The 24,164-nt window shown below is 65.0% G+C and carries 24 protein-coding genes, 1 tRNA gene and 1 pseudogene; 11 read left to right on the top strand and 15 right to left on the bottom strand.

Features of this window, described 5'->3' with window-relative positions:
* The first annotated feature begins 106 nt into the window (after window positions 1-106).
* Window positions 107-1,273 carry an MGDG synthase family glycosyltransferase gene (locus tag NX780_RS16630; protein ID WP_258828993.1) on the top strand — a complete coding sequence of 389 codons (1,167 nt, stop codon included), beginning with the start codon at window positions 107-109 and terminating at the stop codon, window positions 1,271-1,273.
* Window positions 1,266-1,733, top strand: a complete 468-nt coding sequence (locus NX780_RS16625) for a hypothetical protein (protein WP_258828992.1) — start codon at window positions 1,266-1,268, stop codon at window positions 1,731-1,733. The genes NX780_RS16630 and NX780_RS16625 overlap by 8 nt, the downstream gene beginning before the upstream one ends.
* On the opposite strand, the gene NX780_RS16620 is transcribed toward NX780_RS16625, so the two are convergent.
* The 3 genes and pseudogenes from NX780_RS16620 to NX780_RS16610 form a co-directional block, all read right to left on the bottom strand.
* Window positions 1,682-2,422, bottom strand: coding sequence for an HAD family hydrolase (locus tag NX780_RS16620; RefSeq protein WP_258828991.1), 741 nt, complete (start codon window positions 2,420-2,422; stop codon window positions 1,682-1,684). The two genes, NX780_RS16625 and NX780_RS16620, sit on opposite strands and share 52 nt — an antisense overlap.
* 142 nt (window positions 2,423-2,564) lie before the next feature.
* A pseudogene (locus tag NX780_RS16615) lies at window positions 2,565-3,958 on the bottom strand (FAD-binding oxidoreductase).
* A gap of 105 nt (window positions 3,959-4,063) precedes the next feature.
* Window positions 4,064-4,909 (bottom strand): DMT family transporter, encoded by an 846-nt coding sequence (locus tag NX780_RS16610; protein WP_258828990.1) that lies wholly within the window; start codon window positions 4,907-4,909, stop codon window positions 4,064-4,066.
* A 161-nt stretch (window positions 4,910-5,070) separates the two neighbouring features.
* On the opposite strand from NX780_RS16610, the gene NX780_RS16605 reads away from it, so the two are divergent.
* From NX780_RS16605 to NX780_RS16595, 3 genes are read left to right on the top strand one after another with little or no spacing between them, the layout of a single operon-like run.
* Window positions 5,071-6,210, top strand: a complete 1,140-nt coding sequence (locus NX780_RS16605; RefSeq protein WP_258828989.1) for a toxic anion resistance protein — start codon at window positions 5,071-5,073, stop codon at window positions 6,208-6,210.
* 48 nt (window positions 6,211-6,258) lie between these two features.
* Entirely contained in the window at window positions 6,259-6,849 is a 591-nt protein-coding gene (locus tag NX780_RS16600; RefSeq protein ID WP_258828988.1) for a TerD family protein, read from the top strand.
* A 31-nt stretch (window positions 6,850-6,880) separates the two neighbouring features.
* Entirely contained in the window at window positions 6,881-7,741 is an 861-nt protein-coding gene (locus NX780_RS16595; RefSeq protein ID WP_258828987.1) for a hypothetical protein, read from the top strand.
* Window positions 7,742-7,749: 8 nt separating this feature from the next.
* On the opposite strand, the gene NX780_RS16590 is transcribed toward NX780_RS16595, so the two are convergent.
* On the bottom strand, window positions 7,750-8,094 hold the full coding sequence (locus NX780_RS16590; RefSeq protein WP_258828986.1) for a zinc ribbon domain-containing protein YjdM: 345 nt from the start codon (window positions 8,092-8,094) through the stop codon (window positions 7,750-7,752).
* 56 nt (window positions 8,095-8,150) lie between these two features.
* On the bottom strand, window positions 8,151-8,552 hold the full coding sequence (locus tag NX780_RS16585; RefSeq protein WP_258828985.1) for an MmcQ/YjbR family DNA-binding protein: 402 nt from the start codon (window positions 8,550-8,552) through the stop codon (window positions 8,151-8,153).
* 197 nt (window positions 8,553-8,749) lie between these two features.
* On the opposite strand from NX780_RS16585, the gene NX780_RS16580 reads away from it, so the two are divergent.
* On the top strand, window positions 8,750-9,175 hold the full coding sequence (locus NX780_RS16580; RefSeq protein ID WP_258828984.1) for an Sbal_3080 family lipoprotein: 426 nt from the start codon (window positions 8,750-8,752) through the stop codon (window positions 9,173-9,175).
* A 172-nt stretch (window positions 9,176-9,347) separates the two neighbouring features.
* Window positions 9,348-9,743: an FxsA family protein gene (locus tag NX780_RS16575; RefSeq protein WP_258828983.1), complete on the top strand. Its 396-nt coding sequence runs from the start codon at window positions 9,348-9,350 to the stop codon at window positions 9,741-9,743.
* A 62-nt stretch (window positions 9,744-9,805) separates the two neighbouring features.
* Here the strand turns inward: NX780_RS16575 and NX780_RS16570 are convergent, their stop codons facing one another.
* The 7 genes from NX780_RS16570 to NX780_RS16540 all read right to left on the bottom strand — a co-directional run bounded on the left by NX780_RS16570 (window position 9,806) and on the right by NX780_RS16540 (window position 16,205).
* Complete coding sequence (locus NX780_RS16570; RefSeq protein WP_258828982.1) at window positions 9,806-10,414, bottom strand: peptidoglycan-binding domain-containing protein; 609 nt, start codon at window positions 10,412-10,414, stop codon at window positions 9,806-9,808.
* A 120-nt stretch (window positions 10,415-10,534) separates the two neighbouring features.
* Complete coding sequence (locus NX780_RS16565; RefSeq protein ID WP_258828981.1) at window positions 10,535-11,923, bottom strand: hypothetical protein; 1,389 nt, start codon at window positions 11,921-11,923, stop codon at window positions 10,535-10,537.
* A 464-nt stretch (window positions 11,924-12,387) separates the two neighbouring features.
* Window positions 12,388-14,106 (bottom strand): malate dehydrogenase (quinone), encoded by a 1,719-nt coding sequence (gene mqo, locus NX780_RS16560; protein WP_258828980.1) that lies wholly within the window; start codon window positions 14,104-14,106, stop codon window positions 12,388-12,390.
* An 86-nt stretch (window positions 14,107-14,192) separates the two neighbouring features.
* A complete protein-coding gene (locus tag NX780_RS16555) occupies window positions 14,193-14,672 on the bottom strand; it encodes a MarR family winged helix-turn-helix transcriptional regulator (protein WP_258828979.1) in 480 nt (159 codons plus the stop codon).
* 292 nt (window positions 14,673-14,964) lie between these two features.
* Window positions 14,965-15,040 (bottom strand) — tRNA-Phe (locus NX780_RS16550).
* Between the two features lie 58 nt (window positions 15,041-15,098).
* Entirely contained in the window at window positions 15,099-15,653 is a 555-nt protein-coding gene (locus NX780_RS16545) for a lipocalin family protein (protein WP_258828978.1), read from the bottom strand.
* Between the two features lie 66 nt (window positions 15,654-15,719).
* Window positions 15,720-16,205, bottom strand: coding sequence for an acyl-CoA thioesterase (locus NX780_RS16540; RefSeq protein WP_258828977.1), 486 nt, complete (start codon window positions 16,203-16,205; stop codon window positions 15,720-15,722).
* A gap of 153 nt (window positions 16,206-16,358) precedes the next feature.
* Here NX780_RS16540 and epsC point away from each other — a divergent pair, with 153 nt between their 5' ends.
* Window positions 16,359-17,276, top strand: a complete 918-nt coding sequence (gene epsC / locus NX780_RS16535) for a serine O-acetyltransferase EpsC (protein ID WP_258828976.1) — start codon at window positions 16,359-16,361, stop codon at window positions 17,274-17,276.
* 31 nt (window positions 17,277-17,307) lie between these two features.
* The gene (locus NX780_RS16530; RefSeq protein WP_258828975.1) at window positions 17,308-18,003 is read left to right on the top strand and encodes an alpha/beta fold hydrolase; all 696 of its coding nucleotides are present in this window, start codon (window positions 17,308-17,310) and stop codon (window positions 18,001-18,003) included.
* Between the two features lie 4 nt (window positions 18,004-18,007).
* Here NX780_RS16530 and NX780_RS16525 read toward each other — a convergent pair whose 3' ends face one another.
* Window positions 18,008-18,898 (bottom strand): apurinic/apyrimidinic endonuclease family protein, encoded by an 891-nt coding sequence (locus tag NX780_RS16525; protein WP_258828974.1) that lies wholly within the window; start codon window positions 18,896-18,898, stop codon window positions 18,008-18,010.
* Window positions 18,899-19,111: 213 nt separating this feature from the next.
* Between NX780_RS16525 and NX780_RS16520 the strand changes: the two genes are divergently transcribed.
* Window positions 19,112-19,558 carry a hypothetical protein gene (locus NX780_RS16520; RefSeq protein ID WP_258828973.1) on the top strand — a complete coding sequence of 149 codons (447 nt, stop codon included), beginning with the start codon at window positions 19,112-19,114 and terminating at the stop codon, window positions 19,556-19,558.
* A 10-nt stretch (window positions 19,559-19,568) separates the two neighbouring features.
* Here the strand turns inward: NX780_RS16520 and NX780_RS16515 are convergent, their stop codons facing one another.
* Together NX780_RS16515 and NX780_RS16510 are read right to left on the bottom strand one after the other, a co-directional pair.
* Window positions 19,569-20,450 carry a CAP domain-containing protein gene (locus NX780_RS16515; RefSeq protein WP_258828972.1) on the bottom strand — a complete coding sequence of 294 codons (882 nt, stop codon included), beginning with the start codon at window positions 20,448-20,450 and terminating at the stop codon, window positions 19,569-19,571.
* A 241-nt stretch (window positions 20,451-20,691) separates the two neighbouring features.
* Entirely contained in the window at window positions 20,692-22,512 is a 1,821-nt protein-coding gene (locus NX780_RS16510) for a hypothetical protein (RefSeq protein ID WP_258828971.1), read from the bottom strand.
* A 346-nt stretch (window positions 22,513-22,858) separates the two neighbouring features.
* On the opposite strand from NX780_RS16510, the gene NX780_RS16505 reads away from it, so the two are divergent.
* The gene (locus NX780_RS16505) at window positions 22,859-24,151 is read left to right on the top strand and encodes a GGDEF domain-containing protein (protein ID WP_258828970.1); all 1,293 of its coding nucleotides are present in this window, start codon (window positions 22,859-22,861) and stop codon (window positions 24,149-24,151) included.
* Window positions 24,152-24,164 lie beyond the last annotated feature (13 nt).

Below are 24,164 nucleotides of genomic sequence, written 5' to 3'. Positions count from 1 at the left end.
TTCCGCGCTTACATTGCCCGCATATCCTTGATGGGGAAACAGGCATGGACGAGCGTGGAACCCTGGTCGGCATGGCAGTGACGGCAGGCGCCGGGAAGCGTGCGCCATGAGGGAAGGCGAACTCCAGCGCGGCATGGCCGGAAAGAAGATCCTCGTGCTGAGCGTGCCCGCCGGCGCCGGCCATACCCGTGTGGCCGAAGCCATCCGCCGCTGCGCCATCGAGGAGTATGGCGACGCCATGGTCATCCACCTGGATGCGATGGCGTTCGCCACCCCGCGCCTGCGCAAGGTCTACACCGACGTCTACCTCGGACTGATCAAGCGTGCGCCGGGCCTGTGGCGCCACGTCTACCGGCTGACCGACCGGCTGCGGCCGGATGGCTGGCCGAACCGGCTGCGCCGCTGGATCGAAGCGCGCGACAGCCGGCCCCTGCTGGCGGAAATCGCCGCGCTGGCGCCGGACATCGTGATCTGCACCCATTTCCAGCCGGCCGAGCTGCTGTCGCGGCAGATCGCGGCCGGCCTTCTTCATTGCCCGGTCTGGGTCCAGGTGACGGACTTCGACCTGCACCGCATGTGGGTGCATCCGCACATCGCCGGCTACTTCGCCGGCAACGAGGAGGTGGCCTTCCGCATGCGCGCGCAGGGCATCCCGGCGCAGGCGATCCATGTCGCCGGCATCCCGACCATGCCCGCCTTTTCGCGCCGCCACGAGCGCGCCGATTGCGCCCGTGACATCGGCCTCGACCCGGGCCGCACGACCTTGCTCCTCATGGGAGGCGGCGCCGGGCTGGGCGGCCTGAGCAGCATGGCCGGGCGTCTGCTGGCCATCCCCGGCGACTTTCAGCTGATCGTCCTGGCCGGCAGGAACACCACCGAACTGGCCGCGCTGCACACGCTGGCCGCGCAGTTCCCGGGCCGCCTCGCGCCGCAAGGCTATACCGACCAGGTCGAGCGCCTGATGGCCTGCGCCGACCTCGTGATCACCAAGCCGGGCGGCGCGACCACGGCCGAATGCCTGGCCATGGGCTTGCCCATGATCGTCAACGCGCCGATTCCCGGGCAGGAAGAGCACAACGCCAACTTTGTCCTGGAGCAGGGCGCAGCCCTCGCGGCGCACGACCTGCCGAGCCTGGAATACCGGGTCCGCTACCTGCTGGCGCATCCCGCCAGGCTGGAAGAGATGGCGGCCAGCGCGCGCATGCTCGGACGCCAGCATGCCGCCCGGCAGGTACTGGAAACCGTGCTGGTCGCCGAAAGGGCCTATGCTTGAGTTGTCGGAGGCGGGCCGCTTCGTGTCGATGGTGGCTGCGGTACTGGTGCTGGCCTACCTGTTCGCCCGGGTGGAGGTGGAAATCGAAGGAGAGGCCGGGTGGGCGGCAAACCTGCCGACCTGGCGCATCGAAGAACACCCCCTGCTCGACCTCTTCATGGGCGGCCGCGCCCTGACCGGCTACCACCTGTGGATGTTCGCCTTCATCGGCCTGGTCTTCCACTTCCCGCTGTTCTTCATCGGCCGCTGGTCGCCGGAACTCGAGGCGCGGGTGCTGGCCTCGATCATGCTGTTCTGGATCGTCGAGGACTACCTGTGGTTCATCGTCAACCCGGCCTTCGGCTGGCGCCGATTCAAGAAGGAGCACGTGCCCTGGCACAAGCACTGGGCCTTTGGCGCCCCGGTTGACTACTGGGTGTTCGGGGCCGTCAGCATGCTGCTGCTCTGGTACGGGGCCTGAACCAGCACGCCCAGGTCGAGCGCGTGGCGGATGCGGCGGCACAGCTCCGTCGAGGTGCGGGAAATCAGCTCCTGCGGGATCTCGTACTTGCTGGTGAGCCGGTCGTGGTCTTCGAAACCATAGGAGACCATGAAGGGATGCATGCCGGTGTTGATCGCCGCGGTGAAATCCTTGTGCTCGTCGCCGCAGACATAGGCGCGCGCCGGGTTGATGCCGAAGCGCTCGCGCATCGCGCGGAACTGGGCGGTCTTCTTCTCCTTGAGCGGAATGTGGACCAGGAAGTCCAGTTCGTCGATATCGATGTCGTGGCGGCGGAACAGCCGGCGCAGGGTCTCCAGCGGCTCGATGGTGACGTTGCGCGTGACGATGCCGACCGTGATGTCGGGCGCGGCGATCAGTTCGCGGATCAGGTCGGCGATGCCCTCGTACAGGCTGGCCTCTTCCCGGTAGATGCCGGTCAGGGTATCGACCAGCCTGGCGCGGCTGTTGCTGCGCAGGTTCTTCCGGATGATGGAGGGGAATTCCTTCAGGCCGCCCACGTACTTGAGCAGGTGGTGCCGCTTCCGGAAGTTGGTTTCCGCGCCGAGCGCCATGCCGTGGCGGGCAAAAGCCGCTTCGATGGCGGAGAACGCGTCGATGGTGGTGCCGTCCGCGTCGAGGATCAACAGCCGTTTGTCGCTTGTGTACATGGGACCCCTACCGAAAGCCCTTGGCCGATCCGGCACGGATAACGTGCCGGAGCTCGTGTTGACCCATCTTCGAGCCCTGTCATGACGGGCGTATGACAGGAAAGCCAGGGGCGATCGGCTGTCTCGGGCAAGCAACAGCAGCCTAGGCCGGCCGGATGTTCTGGTTGGCGCGGAACAGGTTGTCGGGATCGTATTGCGCCTTGATTTGCGCCAGGCGCTGGTAGTTCGCGCCGTAGGCGTCGCTGGTGCGCTCGCTCTCGTCCTGGGGCATGAAATTGACGTACACGCCGCCGCTCGCGTACGGCGCGGCATCCCGGAAGAAATCGCGGGCCCAGGCGATGCAGCGCGCATCATCCAGCGGATCGTCCCAGCGCGTGTGCACGTTCATCACGTACAAGGCATCCCGGTGCGGATAGGCCGTCGCCTGGGGCGCGGGCACGCTCGCCTGCGCGCCCAGCAGGCCGAGGAAGATCTCGCACTGGGATGTCGGCAAGGCGCCGGCATAGCGCAGCACGACTTCGATGGCCTCGTCGCTCAGCTGGGAGAAATTGTGCGATTTCCAGTAATTGCGCGCGCCTGGCGTCAGCAAGGGGTCGAAGGCCTGCTGCCAGGCCGTGTAAGGCATGGGGCCGACGTGCATGCCCAGCGCGTCACCCAGCTTGCCGATGCGCTCGATCGCCGCATCGATGGCGCTGCTGCGCGAAGGCGAGAACACCGGCAGCACCAGCACGTCCTGGCCATGCACCTCCGGCGCGAGGAAGGGCAGCGGCGGCGCCTTGCGCAGGACGGCCCAGACCGTCAGGTCGGCCGGCATGGCATTGACGGCATCGCGGTATTGGCGCAAGACCGTCCTGGCCTGGGCGGACGGGAATACGATCAGCCCCGCCGTGATCTCGGGACCCACCGGGTGCAGCTGGAACTCGAAGCGCGTGACCACGCCGAAGTTGCCGCCGCCGCCGCGGATGGCCCAGAACAGCTCGGGGTGGGAGCTCGCGCTCACATGCAGGCGCTGGGCATCGGCCGTGACCATCTCGGCCGACAGCAGATTGTCGGCCGCCAGTCCCAGCGTGCGGCTGAGCCAGCCGAAGCCGCCGCCCAGCGTCAGCCCCGCCACGCCGGTGGTGGAGTTGATGCCAAGCGGTGTGGCCAGCCCGTAGGCTTGCGCTTCGTGGTCGAAATCGCGCAGGGTGGCCCCGCCCTCCACCCAGGCGCGGCGCTGATCGGGAACGATGTGGACCGACTTCATGCCTGACAGGTCGATGACCAGGCCGTCGTCGCACAGGGCGCTGCCGGCAATGTTGTGGCCGCCGCCGCGCACGGCGAGGGGCAGCTGCTGCTCGCGCGCATAGCGTAGCGCCGCGCGCACCAGCTGGCGCTGGCCGTCCCGGCGCAGCGCACGACGATGGCCGGATGCCGGTCGATCATCGCGTTCCACACGGTGCGGGCTTCCTCGTAGCCCGCATCGCCCGCCTGCAACAGCGTTCCCCTGATGAGCCCTCTCAGTTCATTGAACTGTCCATCCGTCAGCGTATTCATCGTCTGCCCTCCTGGATGCGTGGTTCGAAGCCGCACTTTTCATGATAGGAAGGCGACAGCGGCTGACGCAAGCACGTGCGTTGGAGAAGCGCGACGGGGGCGCCGTTACGCCGGCCGTTTGCCGGCCAGGATCACCAGCGCAATGCCGCCGACGATGGCGACCGATGCGGCAAGCAGGCGCAGCGTGAGCGGCTCGTCCAGGAAGGCGATGCCGCCCAGTGCCGCGAGCACGGGCACGCTCAGTTGCAGGGCCGCGGCAGTCGTCGATGCGAGATAGGGCAGCGCCGTGTACCAGACGGCATAGCCGAGGCCGGAGGTAAGGGCGCCGGACAGGAAGGCGTACCACATGCCCATGGGATCGAATGCGGCGCGGGAGAGCAGCATGGCGCTCAGGCCAAGCGCCATGGGCGCCGCCAGCAGGAAATTACCGGCGCTCACCTTGAGCGCGTCGCCCGCACCCCGGCCGCGCACGGAATAGATGCCCCAGGCCACGCCGGCGCCCAGCATCAGGAGGGCGCTGGCCAAGGGTGGCGCCGACAGGCCGGGCAGCATCAGGCCGACCAGCCCGGCGCAGGCCAGCAGCAGGCCCAGGAGTTGCGGCAGGCGCAGGCGCTCGCCCTTCCACAGGCCCCAGGCGATCATCGTCGCCTGGACGGCGCCGAACAGGATCAGCGCACCCGCCGCGGCGCTGAGATGCAGGTAGGAGAAGGAAAAGCCGGCCGCATAGGCGAACAGGGCCAGCGCGGACAGGAAGCTGCCCTGGCCGGCGCCGGCGGATCCGCGCAGCGCCACCAGCACCCACAGCATGAGCGCGCCCGAGACCAGGCGCACCGTCGTGAAGCTCGCGGCATCGATGCGCGTGTGCGCCAGCGCAGCCCTGCAGAGCAGGGAGTTTCCCGCGAATGCCAGCAGTGCCAGTGCGGTCAGGGCGACGATGCGCGCAGGGGACATGGAGCGTTCTCCCGATAGTGATGAGCATATGGTTGCCGGTGATGATAATCGCCCCGCATGAAATGCCGATGCGTGGTGTGCGTATACTGAGGGGACGCTCGCCCAGTCGGATTGTCCGGTGGTAAGCTAGTCATGTTGTCACTTCACCCTGAAGGAAAGTCATGAAACCCTTGTTCTCCTCCGAAGAAGAAGCGAACGCAGCCGCCCAGCAGCCTGTGGCGCCCGCGCCCCTTGCTCCTTTGCTCAATCCGGCGCCGACGCTGGACAGGCTGCCCGCATCGCTGTCGGAGGTGAGCCCGGCGCCCGTGGCGCCCGCCGCCCCAGTGGTGCGCGTCGATGTCTCCGGCATCGACGACAAGGCCATCGAGGCCCTGGGCGGCAATACCGGCGCGGGCGTGGCCAAGGTGTCGGCCAAGCTGCTCGGCACCGTGCGCGCATCGGATGCGGACGTCTTCGGCACCCAGCTGAACGAACTGATCGCGACCTCCAAGGGCCTGGACCCGGCCAAGCTGCGTTCCGGCGGCCTGCTGTCGCGCGTCACGAACATGTTCGGCTCGGTGAAGGAAAAGATGCTGTCGCAGTACCAGGTGGTCGAATCGCGCATGGACACCCTGATCGCGGAGATGACGCGCCACGCGAACGTGCACCGGGGCCGCATCAAGGACTTCGACGACATGTACCTGGGCCTGGAACAGTACTACCAGGGGCTGGACGCCGATGTGAAGAAGGGCGAGGCATGGGCCGAGCAGCTGCGGCTGGCGGTCGCCCAGCAAGGGGCGGCCACGAATGCCTTCGAGGCCCAGCAGGCGACCGAGCTCAAGCGCCGCCTGGAGCGCCTGGAAAAGCGCATCGACGACCTGCGCCGCGCCATGCTGATGGCCACGCAAATGGTGCCGCAGATCCGCCTGTCGCAGGATAACGCCCGTGCGCTGACGGACACCTTCACCGACATCGTCAACGTGTCGATCCCCGCCTGGCGTAATGTGTTCTCGCTCTACCTGCTGCAGCTGGAAGCCAAGCAGAGCGCGGCGGTCGCCAACGCGGCCTATGACGCCACCGACGCGGCCTTCCGCGCCCAGGCCGACATGCTGCTGGAAAATACCGAGACCGTGGCGCGCGCCAAGCAGCGCTCCCTGGTCAGCCTGGAAACCGCCCAGCACGTCCAGAACCAGCTGGTGAGCGCCTTCGACAAGCTCGAGCAGATCTCGAACGAAGGCCAGCAGCGCCGCAAGGACGAGCTGCCCAAGCTGCAGGAACTGGAGCGCGAACTGATCGCGCGCTTCTCGCCGACGGCGGGCTGAGCCGCGCAGCGCACTTTACAAACCATTTCGATCTTAGAAGGGAAGTCCATGTCGACGACACTCCAAACCGGCCACCGCATCAACTTGGAGAAGACCGCGCCGGGTTTGAAACGCGTACGTATCGGCCTCGGCTGGAAGGTCAACGCGGCCGCGGGCCATGCTTTCGACCTCGACTCGTCGGTGTTCCTGTGCAGGAAGGATGCGAGCGACCATCCGGTCATGATCAGCAATGCCCACTTCGTCTACTACAACCACAACACCTCGCCCGACGGCGCCGTCGTGCACTCGGGCGACAACCGCACGGGCGACAAGGATGGCGACGACGAAGTGATCACCGTCGACCTGTCCAGGGTCGAAGCCGAAGTCATGGAAATGCCGATCGTCGTGACCATCCACGAGGCCGAGGCCCGCAAGCAGACCTTCGGCAGCGTCACCGACGCCTACGTGAAGGTGTACAACGACGACACCGGTGAAGTGCTGGCCGAATACGACCTGGACGAGGATTACTCGGACAAGACCGCGCTGCAGTTCGGCTCGCTGTACCGCAAGGATGGCGAATGGCGCTTCCAGGCCGTCGGCGCCGGCTTCAAGCTGAGCCTGGCGACCTTCATCCGCAAGCTCGGCGGCACCGTCGGATAAGGGCGACCACCGCGCAGCCTTGCTCGCTACGATGACGGACCAGAAGCCCAAGGCCTTCGATTTCGGCGGGGAGGAGGAGCGACCCGCCACGCCGCCCGCGCCCCCGGACGGGCCGCGGGCTTTCGATTTCGGCGACGAAGAGACTCCGGCTGCTCCGAGTGGCCCGCCCAGGGCGCTTTCCTTCGACGATCTTCCTCCGGCGCCCGCGCCGGGCGCGCAGGTCAAGGCGCTGTTCGACAGCGAGGACCATCCGGCCGTGCGCGATGCCCTGGCGATGGCCCGGGCCGACCATCCGGCCTTGGCCGACCATGCGGAGGAACGCCTTGCGGCGCTGTTCCGGCGCATCCTGCCGGTGAAGCTGTCGCTGGTCACCGAATGGGCCGAGAAACCTTTGATGGAGCAGGCGGCGCTGCTCCAGCCGATCACCGAACTGGTCCTGACATTTTCGCAGATGGGCGTACCCGCGCAGCTGGAGGCCGCACTCGAGAGCAGCAAGCCGGCAACGGGCGTGTTCGACAAGCTGTTCCGCCGCCCGCTACCGCTTGCACAGCACAAGCACACCTTGAGCGCGAGCCGCGCGCAGCTCCTGCAACTGATGGCGGACAGCGAAGGCGCCGTCGGCATGCTGGAAGCGTCGGCGCAGAACCTGGCCCTGCACGGCGCGGTGCTGGCAGTCGTGTCGAAGCTCGCCGGCGGTGCGGATGCGGCCTTGCAGGATGCGCTGGTGCAGCGCCGCACGCTGATCCAGCAGGCGGTGCGCCAGGCGGAGCTGTCGATCCTGCAGATGGGGCAGGTCCGCCAGCAGGCGGCGGACCTGATCGGACAGGTGTCGTCCTTCCTGACGGTCACCCTGCCTGCGCTCGAACTCGCCCAGGCGCAGGGCGGCAAGTAGAAAACGCTTTAGCTCTTGCGGACGAATTCCGACTTCAGGCTCATGGCGCCAAAGCCGTCGATCTTGCAGTCGATATCGTGGTCGCCATCGACCAGGCGGATGTTCTTGACCTTGGTGCCCTGCTTGACCACGCCGCCACCGCCCTTGAGCTTGAGGTCCTTGATGACGGTGACGGAATCGCCGTCCTGCAGCACATTGCCGGCTGCATCACGCCAGACGCGCGCCGTCTCCTCAGTTGCCGCTTCGCCCGCGACCGGCCATTCGTGCGCGCATTCCGGGCAGACGTAGTTGCCGGAGCCGTCTTCGTAGCTCAGGGTGGAATTGCAAACAGGGCAGGGGGGTAATGGTGTCATGGTGAATCCAGGCAAAAGTTCATGCAATAAAAAATGCGCGCGGGCGCCGCGCTATTTTACGCTGAAGAAGAATTGCTTCGCGGATACATGAGGCCGGCGTCAGATTCCGCGATGGCGCGTCGGGCCGCCTTGCCGAGCGACTCGAGCGCTTTGCGATACGAGCATTCCAGCAGTTCGGTCAGGTAGGACTCCGGAAAAGCATTGACGTCGACGATGGTCACCCAATGAAAACGTCCCATGTAACGGGCGGGTTTGACGCCAGGAATCCCGGTCAGTTCCAGAAAGCGGTCGGGCGACACCTTGATGCTGAAGCGCCACTTTTCCGGCTCGCTCGTCTTGAAATAGGCGAAGGTCTTTCCGCCGACGGCGTAGACGAGAATGTTGCTTGGCGCACCTTGCTGCGTTTCGGTGGCAGCTGGGAATGTTCGACAGCGTGTTTTTAGTTCTTCAACGTTCATAGGGGCAGGAAACGGGCGGTGAACTCGGCGGAGCGTTAAAAGTACAGGGGCAAGGATGTGCAACATTGCATTGTACGCCGCACTCATCATTCAAATAATTGGCTAATGGCAATGTGTTATGCTCCATGGCATAAACGTGTGTTCTCACATGCTTAGTTTGCTCTCGCTGCACGTCTGCGGTACTTCCCTATCTATCCATGAAAAAAATAATCTTCGTCGTCCTTGCCACTTCCCTGTTACAAGCATGCACCTCGGTTAACGTCCGAAAGGTGGATGCATCCGCCCACGCAGTAAAACTGGTGTGCATCGAGGAAAACCCCAAGGTTCTTGTGAATGACATGCTGTCCGTGCTGGAAGAAGGATTTCAGCGCCACGATATCCGCACCCTGGTCTATCGCGACAAGGCCCCTGACCGGTGTGAATACACGCTCTGGTATACGGCGACCAGGGGCTGGGACTTTACGCCATTCCTGAATCGTGCCGAGCTACGGCTGCGCCGCAACAGCGAAACGATTGCTTCAGCCAATTACGAGCATTCCGGCGGATTTGCTTTGAATAAATGGGCTAGTACTTCTTCCAAACTGTCGCCTGTCATCGACGAGCTTCTTTCCGGATTCAAATGAATAGCTGGTAGAAGCGTGGATACGGGAGAGTACTGCTAGAATTTGCGATAGCCTTCCAAGGCCCATTTTCTGGAGCACACAAATCCTACGTTTTTTAATCACGACGGCGATACGTACGCCAAAGCTGACGATCGCTGTTTCACTATTGGTGCTGGCAGCCTTGGCAAGCACGATGACCTACACGGGTTTTCTTGTCATCGGGGTCCTGGCCGACTATCTCGGCACAGGCCGGTTCCTGGCAGGACTGCTGCTTGCCGCTGTTCTTGCGCGGTTTCCCTGGATACGCGAAGGCAAGCTGCGCATCGTCGGCCTGCTGCCGAAGCCGGTCCGGCGGCCGTTCATCGTGGGCTTGCTCGCGCTGTGCTTCCTGCACTTCCTGGCGCGAGGCGAATACGTGTCCGCAGCATTTGCAGGTTTTACGACGGCGTTCGTTCTCGCACTGCCCTGGCTGAGACGAGCTGTTCTGGATCGGATATCGTCGTCCGTCTTCTCCTTCACTGGCCGACAAGCTCGCCAAAGCACCGACGACATGGTGATCGACGGCGAATTCAGGGAAAAGAAGGACTGAAACGACAACGCCAACCTGCATGGGTTGGCGCTGGTCCGGTCAGGTAGACTCCATGACGGGATTCAACGGCCAAACAGTTTGAACAGCGTGAACTGGTCCGGTTCTCCAGTGGCTGGCAATTGATTACTGGCCTGGAAGCGGCTGACGGCGCGCGCCATCTCGCCGGTGAAGGCAGGCTGGGCCGGCAGGGTTCCTTTGTAGTAGCCCTTGTGCTTCAGGGCTTCTCCCATGCGCTTGATGACATCGCCGTACATGACGAAGGGCTTGTTGTTGTGGGTGAAGCGCACCGGCTGCGAGGCCGCCGTCAATCGCATCGGCTTGAGCGCAGCCGTCAAGTTGAAAACGGCTTGCGCAAAGCTCGTGCGCGGGTTCTTCTGGCAGTATTCGATGACGAAATTGGTCAGCGTGTTCAGGTCTTGCCAGGTCGCGAGGTCGAAGGTGTCCGGCGTGGCCTGGTTGACGGCGGTGAGATAACCGTACAGCCAGCCCCCGTACATCATCGCGTTGGGCGTGCCGCCCTTGTACTCGCGTACGGCGGTGGCGCAGTCGCTGGCGCCGATACCCTTGACGCCGAACTCGCCGCGCGCCGAGGTGGCTTGCGCCAACACGGGCGCGCACAGGCTTGCGGCAACAAGGAGATGTACCACCGGTTTCTTCAGGCGCGCTTGCATGGGCAGGTCCCTAGAGAATGGTTGAGTCATTGTAGATGACGAACGTTGTAATTGGAACATCTGAACCAGGAAAATGCGCCCGGCAGCGCACGGGTGCCGGGCGCGTTTCCTGGCGCTGCCTCAGGCCGCGCGGCGGCGCGAGCGCACCAGCAGCAGCAAGCCCGGCGCCAGCAGCAGGAGCGTGCCGGGTACCGGCACCGCGCTTGGATCATCCACCAGGATCGGCGACATGAACAGGGTGTCAGGCGAGCCGCTGAAATCCAGGAAGGTCGGGAACGCACGCAGCGGATCGTAGTCCGGATCACCCGTGTCGAGGTGCAGTCCAAGGATCTTGAAACTCTTCGGGGCCAGCCCCTTGTCCGCGAAGTCGATCGTGGTGCCGGCGGCGATGGCGATGCGGGTGCCGTCCTCCAGTACGATCGTCAGGTCGCCGAAACCGGTGTCGATGCCGACCGCGGTAAAGACACCATCGCCTGCCAGCCGATACTCGAAGCCTTCCGCGAATGGCGGGTCGTACCAGCGACGTGCAACTGGCGCAGGAAACTCATACACGCCGGTGCCCACGTCGACGATCGGCAGCAGTGGGTTGTCGGGCGACATGCCGGGTTCGGTGCTCCCGACGCCGCCGAAAGCAAAGATGAAGGTCGGGGCGTCGTCATTGGGGCCGCCGGCACCCATTGACTGGCCAAGCGAATAGACGTCGGCATTGATTGTCGCCAAGGCCGACAAGGCGCCGGCTTTGGTGGCGGCGGCACCGTAGAAGATGTTGAAGGTGCGGCTTTCGCCGGCGGCCAGGGAGCCAAAGGCGAAGTCGAAGACCGAACCATGGTCGGCGGGGCCATTATCGACGAAATCGGTGTTCACGGTCCCGCCGTTGATATAGCCTGCGCCCACGAGCGGATTGCTTGAGGCAAAGCCGTTATCGCTGGCATACCGGACTGCGCCACCATTGCTCTCGAGGTTGGCCACCACGCCTTTGTGGGTAACATATTCGTCGAATTCGGTATTCGGCACGTCCCAATCCATGGCGCGGCGGTAGACCACGTCCGAGAGCGTCGTGCTGCCCGTGTTGGTAATGGTGATGTTCCCCTGGAACAGGTTTGGAGCAATCGACACCCCGTAAGCGTGCGTGATCACGACCGGGGCATCGCTCAGGCCGATCTGCGATGTGGCGCGTGTCGTCGTAGAGCTGAAAGTGCCACCCGTCAAGCCGCCAGACCCTGCCGATTCATTGGCAAAACCCGACACCCGATTGCCATCGCTGCGTGTGACTGCCACGCCCCAGCCTTCGCACAGGCAGCCCGGGGCAGTCGCATCGCGCAAGGTGCCGTCCGCGAAGCGGTAGGCCAGTCCCATTGCACCGGCGTTGCCTGGCCTCTCTCCACCGGTGAAATTCAGGTGGCCCGCATCGTTGATGCCGAGCGCCACCGTGGCCAGGCTTGGATTGGTATTGTTGTAGATGACCACGCCGGCCTTTGCCGGTAAGACGACAGCGCTCAGGGCGAGCATTACGCAAGCGGCCCCTGCCCGCCATCCCGGACGCGGCCGAGCGTTCCCATATGTGTGCATATTCGAGTCCCCCTCAAATGTTGACTTACTATCGGTTGTGTTGCGCGAGGAACCACAGCAAATCGCGTGCCAGAAGACAGATTTGTCTTTACATGCCTGATTCCATTGCAAAAACTGCTGAGCTCGAAATGAGAGAACTAGCGGCGTGTAAATATCTTCGACACTAGGCAAACAAAAGCACGGCCGGCCCTGGAAACGACAACGCCCACTGCATGAGTGGGCGTCGGGTGAGGTAGTGTTCTGGCGGCCCGGGGCGGAATCGAACCACCGACACAAGGATTTTCAATACCGGGCGCCGTCGCACGCGCCAACATGCGACTTGGGCGGTCAGCCAGGTATCGAGCCAGGCCGCTCAGCGCATGGAGAGTCCGGAGGAGGCATGCTCAAATTGCAGCCAGACAGTACTACAGCGCGATGTCAGGCACTTTTTTCACTCGCCCGGGTTGAACGACGGCGGCCGCACCTGGCGTGAAGTTCTCCAGGCTTGGTGACGCGATTGCGAGCTGCAGTGTTTCAGCGGTACTTGCCCAGGTAGCCGCAAGCAGCTGCACATTTTCATTCAGCTTTTTCCCATAGGACGGAACGATTTCGCGGATTTTTTCCTGCCAGGCGGCCGTCTTCATTTGATCCGGGAAAACCTTCTCCAGCAGCGACAGCATGATCGCCGGCGATGTGGAGCCACCTGGGGATGCCCCCAGCAACGCAGACACCGAGCGATCTTCGGAAACCACCACTTCCGTACCAAGCTTCAGTACGCCACCCTTGCCGGGCACGTTCTTGATGATCTGTACACGCTGGCCAGCTTGCCACAAACGCCAATCCTCATCCTTTGCCTCGGGCATGTAGTGGCGCAGCGCTGCCATTTTTTCTTCCTTGGACAGCTGCAATTGTTGTGCGAGATATTTTACAAGTGCAAACTCATGGGCGCCGACTTGAAGTTGCGGAATGATATTGGAGGGCGTGGTTGCCTTGACGATGTCGGAGTAAGCCCCGTTCTTGAGGAATCTGGTGGACCAGGTCGCGAATGGTCCGAATAGCAGCACCGTTTTACCGTCCAGCACGCGGGTATCCAGATGCGGCACCGACATCGGTGGCGAACCCGTATCCGCCAAGCCATACACTTTGGCCAGATGGCGCGAGGCAATTGCTGGATTCTCGGCGACCAGGAACTCGCCGCCGACCGGGAAGCCGGCATACTGTTTCGCTTCAGGAATGCCCGTCAACTGCAGCAGCGGCAATGCGGCGCCGCCTGCACCGATGAAGACGTGGCGCGCATCGACCGTCTGGACCTTGGAACTGTCGTTGACGTCGAACGCCGACACACGCCAGGATCCATCCTCGTTACGGGTGATCGAGCGGACCTCGTGCCCGGTCGAGATCTTGCTGCCCACAGTCTCGCCAAGATGCTTGTAGAACTGGCGCGTAATCGCGCCCAGGTTGACGTCGGTGCCGAGCGGCGAACGGGTGGCGGTCACCATCTCGTCCGGTTTGCGGCCTTCCATCATGAGCGGAATCCATTCGGTAATCTTGGCCGGATCGGTCGTCAATTCCATGCCGGCGAACAGCGGCGATGCCTGTAGCGCAGCAACGCGCTTGTGCATGAAGTCCCGGTTCTCCTTGCCAAACACGAGATTCATGTGAGGCGTCGAATTGATGAACTCGCGCGGATTGCCCAGCACGCCCTTGCGCACCTGGTGCGACCAGAATTGGCGCGAGATCTGGAAGTTCTCGTTGATCTCGATCGCCTTGGTAATTTGCACTTGCCCTTTGTCGTCCATCGGGGTGTAGTTCAGTTCGCAGAGCGCCGAGTGACCTGTGCCCGCGTTGTTCCAGCCGTTGGAACTTTCTTCGGCAACTTTGTCCAGACGTTCGAACACTTCGAAGGTCCATGTCGGCTCGAGCTCCGACAGATAGACACCAAGCGTCGCGCTCATGATGCCACCGCCGATCAGCAGCACGTCAACCTTGCGATCTGCCTTGGCGGCACGGAACTGGCCCCCGAATGCAAGCGAGTAGCCGCCGGCCAGGGCTGCGGCGCCGACAGCGGTGCCGATAAACTTGCGTCGTGAGAAGCGCTTGCCGCTGACAGGCGCTGCCGGATTCTTGCTGGTTTCCTGACTCATGCGATGAGTCCTCCTGAAAAAGTGAATGCGAGAGGCAACCGTCGGACAAGGATGGTGCACGGACGCGAGCTGATGTATTCGGGAATCTACTTTTCTACCAATGGCCCAGTAGTGCCTGGATGTGTGTTGTACTGTCTTGCATTGAAAAGAACTTTTTCCAGCGCATGCTTGAAAGCCTGCGCTTCCTGTTCGCTGAACCCATCAAGCAACTGTCCGTAGATCTTGTGGAGCGCCACGTTGATCTGTGGGCAGAGCGCGGCGCCTTTATCGGTCAGGACAACGTTGACCTGGCGACGGTCTGCCACGTTGCGCACCCTGCGGACGATCCCCTTGGCTTCCAGGCGGTCCAGCAGGCGCGACATTGGGCCAGGCTCGATCCCGGCCAGCTGGCAAAACTCGTTGACGGTCCGCGCGTGATTGCGTATCGCACTGATGACTACGACAAATTGCGACGCGGTCAGGTCCAGCGGCAGCATTTCTTGATCAAGCGCTGCAAACAAGGCGTTGCGAGCCTGGCTGATCAGGTAACCAAACTGTTCATTTTTTGATTCTTCAAATGCAGCCATGGGTCTGGAAAGGTAAGAACTATATTTGCCTAGGCAAATATAGTTAATTGTGGATTCCCCGTAGTCAATATTCCACTCTATGCCGAGGATTGTTCATGGCGTTGGGGCCAGACGACGGGTGGCAAAGCGGGGATGCTTGCCTGAATTGGGGGAAGGCCGGCACGACAACACGGGGAGCGGGCGCCGAAAGCCGCTGTCTGGGAAGGGGCGGAGATCGACCGACACCGGGAAACGTCGATCCCGGAAACCAAAACGCCCACTTGCATGAGTGGGCGTTTCGTGAGCGATATCTTGGTGGCCCGGGGCGGAATCGAACCACCGACACAAGGATTTTCAATCCTCTGCTCTACCAACTGAGCTACCAGGCCAAGGGCTCGCATTCTAGCACAGGCATTGACGCGGCGGTAGTGCTGCGGGAAAACATGGTTACGGCGCCTGTTTGGTGGGCACCAGCCGGTTCATGTCCAGCCCCTGCGCGGCCAGCCGCTTCAACAGCGCGTCGTAGACCGCCGGGTCGACCGTGGGCGTGCGCGACAGGATCCACAGGTACTCGCGTTTCGGCTCGCTGACCGCGGCCAGGGTGTAGTTCGCATCGAGATCGATCACCCAGTAGTCGCCCCAGACCATCGGCAGGAAGGAGACGATGGCGGGCGCAAAGCGCACTTCGAGCCTGGGCGAGGTCGGGCCGTCCGGCTGGCGCGCGACGCCTTCGGCCACGTCGTTGTCGCCATCCTTGCGGCGGCAGCGGTTGACGACGCCGACGCGGCCATCCTCGCGCGCGCTGTAGGTGGCGGTCGTGTAGCCGACACACTTGTCCTGGAAGGAATTCGGGAATTTGGCGATCTCGTACCAGGTGCCGGCATAGCGCTTCAGGTCGAGCGAGGCAATGGTTGTGAGGGGCTTGGCCGCGCTGTCGGGCGCGGCCGCCCGGGCCTGGAAGGCGAGCAGCAGGGCCGGCACTGCCCACAGAAGGGTTTTCATGCGTGCTCCCGGTGATGGTCGAGACCGTATCGTAAACGCCCGGCCCGGGCCATGCCGCACGCCAGCCTAGCTGCGCGCCGCCGCCCGTTCCGCGTGCTGGCGCTCGAGCGCCAGGCGCGCCTCCTTGCGGCCCCTGGCTTCCTCGTAGCGGCGCTCCTCGTCCGGTGTCGACGGGGTGAGCGGCGGCACCGCCACCGGCTTGCGGTCGTCGTCCACCGCGACCATGGTGAAGAAGCAGCTGTTCACATGGCGCACCACCTGCGAGCGGATGTCCTCGGCGATCACCTTGATGCCGATCTCCATCGAGCTGCGGCCGGCGTAGTTCACCGAGGCCAGGAAGGTCACCAGTTCTCCCACGTGGATGGGCTGGCGGAAGGTCACCTGGTCGACGCTCATCGTCACGACGTAGCGGCCGGCATAGCGGCTGGCGCAGGCATAGGCGACCTGGTCGAGCAGCTTGAGGATGGTGCCGCCGTGGACGTTACCGGAAAAATTGGCCGTGTCCGGGGTCATCAGGACCGTCATCGACAGCTGGTGGGAAGGCAGGTTCATGCGGGACTCGTCGAAAAATAATCTCGATTCTATGCTGCGCCAAAAACTGCTGCACAGCAATAACAAGGACCGCATACCTAACGATGATTTTCTTATATCGAAGTGTGATCTGAATCGTTCCCAATCGCGCCAAGCTGGTTTAGGCTCGGGCTCATGAACAGCGAACTTCCGACCCCGAGCGGCTCCGTGCACTGGCACCTGGGCCCGATCATCGACGCGCTGCGCACCTCGCGCGAGTCGACCCACAACATCCGACACCATGGCCGGGTGCGCGAGTTGCCTTCGCGCGAGGTCCTGATGCAGGTGGTCAATGGCGTCTCCGCAGCGCTGTTTCCCACCCATTACGGACGGCCCGACCTGAACGACGAGAGCATCGACTTTTTCGTCGGTGATACGCTGGGCGTGGCGCTCGACCGCCTGGTGGGCCAGGTACGGCGCGCACTGCGCTTCTCGCCGCAGTTCACGGACGCCGACGAAACCGGCCTCGCCGAGCGCGCCGAGGCGATCACGCGCGAGTTCGCGGCCAGCCTGCCCGGCATCCGCGCGCTGCTGGTGTCGGACGTGCAGGCCGCCATGGCGGGCGATCCGGCGGCGAGTTCCGTGGCCGAGATCATGCTGTGCTACCCGGGCACCATCGCCATCCTCTACCACCGCCTGGCGCACTGCCTGCACCGCCTCGGCGTGCCTTTCCTGGCGCGGCTGGCGGCCGACATCGCGCACTCGCTGACCGGCATCGACATCCACCCGGCGGCGACAATCGGCGGCAGCTTCTTCATCGACCATGGCACCGGTGTCGTCATCGGCGAGACCGCCATCCTCGGCGAGCGCGTGCGCCTCTACCAGGCGGTGACCCTGGGCGCCAAGCGTTTCCCGGTGGACGCCAGCGGCGCCCTGATCAAGGGCACGCCGCGCCACCCGATCGTCGAGGACGACGTCGTCATCTATGCCGGCGCCACCATCCTCGGACGGATCACGGTGGGCGCCGGTTCGACCATCGGCGGCAATGTCTGGCTGACCCAGAGCGTGCCGCCGGGCAGCAATGTGTCGCAGGCGCAGATGCGCAATACCTGAAAGGTAGCCGGCGCGCTGCTATCATGGCGGGATGTCCATCCTGCTCGTACCCGGCTACATGGCCGACGAAACGCTCTGGGACGATGTGGCCGACGGGCTCGCGCAGTGTGGTCCCGTGGTCCACGCCGACCTGCGTCACGATCCCACCATCGAAGCGATGGCGGCCCGCGTCCTCGCCAACGCACCCGATGCATTCATCCTGGTTGGCTTCTCGATGGGCGGCTACGTCGCCCGCGAGATCGTGCGCCTGGCGCCGGAACGCGTCCGCGCCCTGGTCCTGATCGCGACCTCCTCGCGCGCCGACAGCCCCTCGATGCGGCAAAGCCGCGGCACGGTCGGCTCGGCCAGCGCCTCGGTGTCCTTCTCGGGACTGAGCCGCACCGCGATCGCCACCTCCCTGCATCCCGACCAAGCCCACAACGAAGCGCTGATCGAGCGCGTGCGCGCCATGGGCGTGCGCCTGGGCGGCGAGGTGTTCCGGCGCCAATCGGCCATCGTGCGCGCGGGCGACCGCGAGCGCCTCGGCGAGATCCGCTGCCCTACGCTCGTGATCGCGGCCGGCCACGACCGCCTGCGCAGCCGCGCGGAATCCGAAGAGCTGCAGGCGGGCATTCCCGGCGCCGAGCTGGCGGTGGTCGAGGACAGCGGCCACATGGTGCCGATCGAGGCGCCCGAAGCTTTGCTGTCGCTCATGCTGCCCTGGCTGGAACGGGTAAGCCAGGCCTGATGCTTCAGGCCCCGGCCGACGTCGACCACGCGCGCAGTCCGCGGATCGCTTCTTCCTTCATCTTGGCCTCGATCTCGATATACGGCGCGCCGAGATAGGACGAGGGCATCACGCCGATCAGGTCCGAATGCTGGCGGTCGTTGAAGCCTTCGCGGCCATTCGAGATGTGCACCAGCTGGTGGGCCGGATTGATCCAGGTCGCGCGCGCCTTCCGCAGCATCTCGCCCACGCTCGGGTGCTCGTAGCTGTCCAGCCTGTCGTGCACCACGTGGTGGTGGGCGTCGAACACCATGGGCACGCCGGCGCGCATGCAAATGTCGTGGATCTCCTCGGCGCCGTAGGCGTACTCGTCGTTCTCCAGGCCGAGGCGGCAGCGGATGGCGTCGGGCAGTTGCGCGATGCGCTCGACCAGGGCATCGGCCCGATTGCCCTTGCCGCCATGGATTTCCAGCAGGGCCCACGAGGAGCGCGGCTGTTCAAGGAGGTCCATGATGTCCGCATGCATCTGCAGGATCTTGACGCTGTTCGCAACCACACCTTCCGAATCCGAATTGAGCACCACGAACTGGTCCGGATGCATCACCAGGCGGATGCCGCGCTCGGTCGCGCGCCGTCCGGAGCGCCCGAGGGTCTCGGCGAAGGGTGCCAGCACCGCGCGGCCGATGTCTTCGTCGGCGAAGGGAAAGATCGAGGAGGGCAGGCGGTACAGGCCGATGCCCTCGGCTTCGCAATAACGCATGGCATTGTCGAAGGTCTGGATATTGTCGCGGTACAGGTCTTCGAGCAGTCTTGCCTGGGCGTCGAGGCTGTGTTCGAGGAGACGCTTGCGGGTCACGGTGCGGTAGCGGACGTCCTTTGAGGCGGTGATGCACACGAGTCCGAGATGTGGTTGCATGGTCTGCCTGTTGCTTGCGGTTCATGGGCGGCCGCGGCGGCCGTGCTGTCGGGGCAGTCTAGCGCAGGCGGGTTTTTCGGGCGGTACGGCTGGCCATGTTTTGCGGGTCGGAAACGGGACGCGCCGCGCAGTCCAAGTCCGGCAGAATGGCCTTCTTGCGGCGGCCGCCAGGCGTGCGGCTGTCGATGAATCCAAGCTCAACAGGAGGATGGCATGGCGAACGAACGCAGCGATGAACACGGAAACAGCGGGGCACAGGGCGCGACGCGCAGCGAGACGCCGGACGCCCGTCCGGTGATGGGCCAGGGACACCCGCCTGGCGCGGACATCGTCGGCGCGGCGGGCGGCACCGATGCCTCGGCGGCCGCGGCGCAGTCGGGCAGCCAAGGGGGGCCGGGTGGGGCGGGCATGCGCAAGCAGGACGTGGCCGAAGGCGTACCCGGCAGCCCGGGCGGATCGCTCGGCGGTGGCGGCAGCCCGGCGGCGGGCGCATCGGGCGCCGACGGCAATGCCATGGGCGAGGCGGCATCGAGCGACGACACCCGGACCGGCACCGGCACCTCATCAAGCCAGGGCATGTCGGTCGCGGGCGGCGACCCGAGCAGCGGCGCCACACCGGCGCCGGGCAAGCAGGGCGGCGCCGGCGCGTCGACCTCGTGAAGCAGCCAGGCTAGCGCGGCGAGGCGAAGACCTGGGTCCAGTAGACCAGGCCGCTGCGCCGCTCGGCCGCGATGCCGTAGGCGGCGCCCATGTCGGTGAAGCCCGGATTCATGATGTTCGCGCAATGCCCCGGGCTCTCCAGCCAGCCGGCCACGGCCTCGGCGGGCGAGCTCTGGCCGAAGGCGATGTTCTCGCCGACGCGGCTCCACTGGTAGCCGGCCCGCGTCGCGCGCTGGGCCACCTGGCTGCCGTCCCTGGCCTTGTGGTTGAAGTAGCGCTTGGCCGCCATGTCGCGGCTGTGCGCCAGCGCGGCCTCGCCCAGGGCCGGGTTCCAGCGCACCGGCGGAGCCGGTCCGAAGCGCCGGTCGCCGCAGCTGCGCGCGCTCGCCCGGGCCGCGTTGACGCCCGCCAGGATGGCCTGGCCCGCATCCTGCCACGCAGGGAAGGTCTCGGAGGGCAGGGGTGGCGCCGCGCGCGCCAGCACCACGGTCCATGCATTGCCCTCGCGGTAGCTGCCCACGGCCGAGAAGCCCGGGCTGAGCAGGGTGCGGCAGTATTTTTCCTGCAACACGGTCATGGCCTCGTGCGCGTTGTCCGGTCCGGTCACGCTGATCGCTTCGGCGTGGTCGGCTGCGAAACCGGCCCGTTCCAGCGCCAGTTCGATGAAGGTGCCCGGCCCGATGCGCACGCGCGACAGGGCTGCCGGCTCGGCCAGGCTTGCAGCGGGCGTGGCGGTGGCGCCCCGGCAGCTGCCGGGCGCCGCACGGTAGGCATTGACCATGGCGCCCAGTTCGCTGCCCTGGGCCGGTGCGGCGCCACTGCTTGCGGCGAACAGCAGCGCGGCCAGCGTACTCCCTAGCCGGAAAGTGAGAGGCGACAAATGTGCTTGCAAGATGGTGCTTCCTCGTCAAGCACGACGCGCGCTCAGGGGCCTGCGGCATGCCAGAAGTGAATTGACAGGAAAGAAAGACGCGTACAAAGCAAAAACGCCGACCCGGCAAGGTCAGCGTTTTCGATGGCCGGTGCAGCTTTCGCCGGACTGCCGGTACGCGCTCACTATAGCAGTGCGGCCGGCGCCTGCAAAGCGCCGGCCTGTAACAAGGCGCAACAGGATGGCGCCCCTGCCTGCGCCATCACAGCCGCGCCAGCGCCGGCCCGCCCCGTTCTCCCAGCCAGGTGGTCTCGAAGCGCTTCTGCGCCGCCGCCAGCGCCGCCGTATCGCCGCGTTGCCGGTAGACCTCGATGAGGCCGCGCAGGGCCCAGCCATTGCTGGGCGTGCGCGCCAGCGAGTCGCGGAATACCTGCTCGGCGGCGTCCAGCTGTTTGCTGCGCAGCAGGACCACCCCCAGTGACTGGCGCACCGGGTAGTACCAGTAGGGCGGTTCCATATAGGGCAGCTTGTCCTGCACCGCGATCGCTTCGCGGTAGGCTGCGGCCGCGCCCGGCAGGTCGCCGCCGGCATCGAGCAACCGGCCACGCGCGACGGCGCGCGCCGTCTGCACGATCTCGCGCGCCGGGACGCCCCAGTCGGCGATCGGCTTGAAGTCGGCGCCCTGTTCGATGCGATCGAGCGCCGCCACTTCGCGCCGGCCTTCGCTCAGCAGGCCCTTGCGCGCGAAACCTACGGCCCGTGCGTAGTGCCACATGGCCTTGACCAGCACGAAGTCCGGCCCCGGGTCGGGCAGCTTCAGGAGCACATCGGGCGAGCTGAACTGCACGTGCGAGAAGTAGGGCGCCGCCTTCACCGGCTGTAGCCCGGCGAAGCCCTTCAGGAGCTCGGCCGGCACCGCCTTGTCCAGCTTGTCGGCGGCCTCGAGCGCGACGTCACCCTTGCCGCCCATCAGGGCGGACACCATGACGAAATGGATGTTGTGCGGGTAATACGCGCCTTTGTAGACCGGGTCGCTGGGCGAACCGCCGAAGTATTTCTCGTCGATGGCGATGGCATCGATATTCGATTGCAGGGCTTCGCGGTACATGCCCAGCCGGTAATAGATGTGCGAGGGCATGTGGACGATGTGGCCGGCGCCCGGGATCTGGCGCGCCAGCACCTGGGCCGAGGGCAGGGCGCGTTCCGGATGGGTGGAGGCCTCCACGGCGTGGATGTAGTAGTGGGCCGCGCCCGGATGGTTGGGGTTGCGCTCCAGCACGCGCTCGAGGGCGGCCAGCATCGCGACGCTGTTCGGCTTGGGCCGCGCGCCGCCGGCTTCCCAGTAGTCCCAGGGCGCCAGGTCCATCAGCGACTCCGCGTACAAGACCTGGATGGTGTCGTTGTTGGGAAAGCTGCGCGCCGCCTCGCCCATCGCGTCGGCATAGGCCTTGTCGAGGGGAGCGCGGTCGGCCGGTGGCGTGGCCGCGTAGCGCCTGGCGACGGCGCGGATCAGGGCCTGTTCGGCCGGCGTCGTGGTGCCGGCAAGCGCCACCGCGCGGGCGGCGGCGGCCGCGGCCGGCGCTGCGGCTTCCGGGAACATGGGCGCGTTGATGTTCGGCCCCAGCACCAGGGCCTCGCCCCAGTGGCACATGGCGCAGTTCGGGTCGAGCTGGCGCGCGGTGCGGAAGGCGCGCCTGGCTTCGGCGTGGTTGAAGGCGAAGGTCAGGCGTAGCCCCTGGTCGAAATAGGCCTGCGCCTTCGGCACCGAGGTCGTGACCTTGACGTGCAGGGTGCCGAGATTGCCGTACAGGGGCGGCGCGGCCTCGGTGGCCGGGGCGGGCAGCTGCTGGCCCGGCTTGAAGGGCCTGGTTTCGGCCTGGGCCAGCACCAGGCGGTCGAGCAGGGGCGGACGCCCGGCCTGCCCCGGGCCACACCGGGCGCCGGCGAACAGGGGATCGAAGCCGGGCGCGGCTTGGCCCTTGGCTTGCTGCGCAGACGTGGATGCGGCGGGGAGGGCCGCCACGGCCGCGACGGCCGTGAAGGCGACTGCGCCGAGCGCTGCGAGGAGGTGGTGGGGTTTCATCGGTCTCCTCCATCGGATGCAATATCGGCAGCATGCGCCGCCGTCTGGATTGGAGTCGGGCGCACGCTCATGGTTCGCGACCGGCAAGGCGGCAGTTTTACCCTTTGCGCTGAATCAGATTTTTCTGAATCGCCTCCAAGATTTTGCCGATACGCCGGATTGACGTGAATGCAACACCCGGCGCCATAGGAGAGGCCGTGTTTCTGACCGGCTGTAGTTGCATTTCGGCACAGTCCATCCGACAATCGTGTTGCAATCCTCCTCAATCCAGGGCTCTGGAACCTACTAAGGGATTTGACGAAACATGCCAAGTGGCGCGCCGCTCTACAGGAATCATGTCCTGGTCTTGTGTCAAAGTTTCTTCATCAAGGACAACCGGTCCGAGTTGCTACTGCACGCCCACAAATACGATTTCGACATCGTTTTCTTCGACGAGGTCAGCCGCTTCGTCGAGGCGGTGGCCCGCGACAATGGCGACAACCTGTATGTGATCGACCTGGACGCCCTGCACACGATGCAGGCGGACATGGGCGACGGCCGCCGGACCCTGATGCTGGGCGAGCTGCTGCAGCGCCTGCCGGGCGACCACAGCTATATCTACCTGCAGAGCGCACGCCAGGGCGGCCGCTTCTTCCTGCAGCAGCGCCTGGTCGACAGCAATTGCCTGGCCTACGCCGAAAAGCCGATCGCCAACGACGTGCTGGTCGACAAGCTGTTCAATCTCTTCGTGCAGAAGAAACGGGGCGACCTGGTGCGCGTTGCCGTGCTGGGCGAGGTGGCCGGGCTGGACGAGGCGAACCTCTTGCTGCGACGCATCGAACTGGTGCGCCACCAGGACCCAACCACCCTGCACGTGCGCGTCAAGGAACTGCAGCCGGACCTGATCCTGGTGAGCGACACCGAATACGCGCGCACGGATGCCATCGTTCGCGTGCTAAAGCGCAATATTGAAGCCGATCCGGTACGCGAAACGGCGCTGTTGCAACGCCGGCCGGATGCCGCCCTGGCGCGGCGCGCCCTGCTCGATGGCTTCGATGCGGTGTTCGACATGAGCGATCCCGCGCTGCTGGAAGCCCAGCTGCTCAACCGGGCCGGCAAGATTCGCATCAACAAGGACCTGATCGGCAAGGACCGCGCCACCGGGCTCCTGAACAAGGTCGGCCTGCAGAAGAAGGCCCAGGACCTGATCCGCCAGGCGGCGCAGGACGGCCGTCCGCTGGCCTATGGCGTGATCGACATCGACAAGTTCAAGACCATCAACGATACCTGGGGCCATTCCTTCGGCGACATCGTCATCAAGCGCCTCTCGCTCACCCTGGCGTCCCGGCTGGGCGAGCAGGACCTGCTCAGCCGTTTCGGCGGCGAGGAATTCGTGCTGGTGTTCTGGGATTGCTCGCTGGAAGAAGGGCAGCGCCGGATGGATGCCATGCGCCAGGCTTTCTGCGCCATCCCCTTCGAGGTCGGGCGCGGCGACATCCGCCACTTCTCCTTCAGCGGCGGGGTGGCGGCCTATCCCGCCCACCGCAGCGAGAACGAGCTCTTCCTGCGCGCCGACGCCATGCTGTACGAGGCCAAGCAGGGCGGGCGCAACCGCATCTGTGCACAGGAGAGCGGCGCCTGGACGATGGCGACCGACTGAGCACCAACAAAAA

Origin of the sequence: Massilia agri (assembly GCF_024753255.1) — a bacterium.
Lineage (GTDB): Bacteria > Pseudomonadota > Gammaproteobacteria > Burkholderiales > Burkholderiaceae_D > Telluria > Telluria agri.
The sequence above is the reverse complement of the archived record's forward strand: the minus strand, read 5'-3'. Positions and strand labels throughout refer to the sequence as shown.

What these genes read in the sequence shown, in the direction of transcription:
- NX780_RS16630 (WP_258828993.1), top strand. Translation starts at nt 107, where the DNA reads ATGAGGGAAGGCGAACTCCAGCGCGGCATGGCCGGAAAGAAGATCCTC.
- NX780_RS16625 (WP_258828992.1), top strand. Translation starts at nt 1,266, where the DNA reads ATGCTTGAGTTGTCGGAGGCGGGCCGCTTCGTGTCGATGGTGGCTGCG.
- NX780_RS16620 (WP_258828991.1), bottom strand. Translation starts at nt 2,422, where the DNA reads ATGTACACAAGCGACAAACGGCTGTTGATCCTCGACGCGGACGGCACC.
- NX780_RS16610 (WP_258828990.1), bottom strand. Translation starts at nt 4,909, where the DNA reads ATGTCCCCTGCGCGCATCGTCGCCCTGACCGCACTGGCACTGCTGGCA.
- NX780_RS16605 (WP_258828989.1), top strand. Translation starts at nt 5,071, where the DNA reads ATGAAACCCTTGTTCTCCTCCGAAGAAGAAGCGAACGCAGCCGCCCAG.
- NX780_RS16600 (WP_258828988.1), top strand. Translation starts at nt 6,259, where the DNA reads ATGTCGACGACACTCCAAACCGGCCACCGCATCAACTTGGAGAAGACC.
- NX780_RS16595 (WP_258828987.1), top strand. Translation starts at nt 6,881, where the DNA reads ATGACGGACCAGAAGCCCAAGGCCTTCGATTTCGGCGGGGAGGAGGAG.
- NX780_RS16590 (WP_258828986.1), bottom strand. Translation starts at nt 8,094, where the DNA reads ATGACACCATTACCCCCCTGCCCTGTTTGCAATTCCACCCTGAGCTAC.
- NX780_RS16585 (WP_258828985.1), bottom strand. Translation starts at nt 8,552, where the DNA reads ATGAACGTTGAAGAACTAAAAACACGCTGTCGAACATTCCCAGCTGCC.
- NX780_RS16580 (WP_258828984.1), top strand. Translation starts at nt 8,750, where the DNA reads ATGAAAAAAATAATCTTCGTCGTCCTTGCCACTTCCCTGTTACAAGCA.
- NX780_RS16575 (WP_258828983.1), top strand. Translation starts at nt 9,348, where the DNA reads ATGACCTACACGGGTTTTCTTGTCATCGGGGTCCTGGCCGACTATCTC.
- NX780_RS16570 (WP_258828982.1), bottom strand. Translation starts at nt 10,414, where the DNA reads ATGCAAGCGCGCCTGAAGAAACCGGTGGTACATCTCCTTGTTGCCGCA.
- NX780_RS16565 (WP_258828981.1), bottom strand. Translation starts at nt 11,923, where the DNA reads ATGCTCGCCCTGAGCGCTGTCGTCTTACCGGCAAAGGCCGGCGTGGTC.
- mqo (WP_258828980.1), bottom strand. Translation starts at nt 14,106, where the DNA reads ATGAGTCAGGAAACCAGCAAGAATCCGGCAGCGCCTGTCAGCGGCAAG.
- NX780_RS16555 (WP_258828979.1), bottom strand. Translation starts at nt 14,672, where the DNA reads ATGGCTGCATTTGAAGAATCAAAAAATGAACAGTTTGGTTACCTGATC.
- NX780_RS16545 (WP_258828978.1), bottom strand. Translation starts at nt 15,653, where the DNA reads ATGAAAACCCTTCTGTGGGCAGTGCCGGCCCTGCTGCTCGCCTTCCAG.
- NX780_RS16540 (WP_258828977.1), bottom strand. Translation starts at nt 16,205, where the DNA reads ATGAACCTGCCTTCCCACCAGCTGTCGATGACGGTCCTGATGACCCCG.
- epsC (WP_258828976.1), top strand. Translation starts at nt 16,359, where the DNA reads ATGAACAGCGAACTTCCGACCCCGAGCGGCTCCGTGCACTGGCACCTG.
- NX780_RS16530 (WP_258828975.1), top strand. Translation starts at nt 17,308, where the DNA reads ATGTCCATCCTGCTCGTACCCGGCTACATGGCCGACGAAACGCTCTGG.
- NX780_RS16525 (WP_258828974.1), bottom strand. Translation starts at nt 18,898, where the DNA reads ATGCAACCACATCTCGGACTCGTGTGCATCACCGCCTCAAAGGACGTC.
- NX780_RS16520 (WP_258828973.1), top strand. Translation starts at nt 19,112, where the DNA reads ATGGCGAACGAACGCAGCGATGAACACGGAAACAGCGGGGCACAGGGC.
- NX780_RS16510 (WP_258828971.1), bottom strand. Translation starts at nt 22,512, where the DNA reads ATGAAACCCCACCACCTCCTCGCAGCGCTCGGCGCAGTCGCCTTCACG.